This window comes from Amycolatopsis sp. lyj-112 (genome assembly GCF_046549055.1).
Lineage (GTDB): Bacteria > Actinomycetota > Actinomycetes > Mycobacteriales > Pseudonocardiaceae > Amycolatopsis.
The window spans coordinates 1-653 of sequence record NZ_JAJPWS010000037.1 but is presented as its reverse complement, the minus strand read 5'-3'; the positions used below and the strand labels follow the sequence as shown (position 1 = coordinate 653).

The following is a 653-nucleotide window of genomic DNA, read 5'->3' as shown; positions in this document are numbered from 1 at the left end:
CCGGAGCTGCGGCAGGCCGTCGAGGAGTTCGTCGGCGCCGGGTTCGCCGGGATGCAGCTGCGCGTCCGTGACGAGCGGGGCGAGTGGACCGGCAGTGCCGGGGTTCGCGAACTGGGCGGGACCGCGAGGCCGTCGACCGAGGGCCATTTCCGCGTCGGCAGCACCTCGAAGAACTTCACCGCGACCTTGGTGCTGCAGCTGGTGGCCGAGGGCTGGATCGGGCTCGACACCTCGGTGGCGGGTTTCCTGCCTCGTTTCGGCTTCGACCGGCGGATCACGGTGCGGATGCTGCTGCAGCACACCAGCGGGTTGTTCAACCACACCGGCGAGCTCTTCCCGGACGGGTCGATCGTGCCGGGGATCCCGTGGAGTGGCCAGGAATGGGTGGACAAGCGCTTCCACACCTACGAGCCGGACGAGCTGGTCCGGCTGTCGCTGTCCAAGCCGCCCCGGTTCGAGCCGGGGGCGAGCTGGAACTACTCCAACACCAACTACGTGGTGGCCAGGCTGCTGGTCGAAGCGCTCACCGGCCACTCCTTCGCCGGCGAACTGGACCGGCGGATCCTGCGGCCGCTGAAGATGCGGGACACGTTGTCGCCGGGCGCCTGGCCGGGGATGCCCAAGCCGTACGCCCACGCCTACTACACCTATGA

General features: G+C 69.2%; 1 protein-coding gene. It reads left to right on the top strand.

The genetic code is table 11. The features are described 5' to 3' along the window. Nucleotides 1-653, top strand: a 653-nt coding sequence (locus ACLJRL_RS41200) for a serine hydrolase domain-containing protein (RefSeq protein ID WP_410661848.1), incomplete at both ends; no start/stop codon positions are given.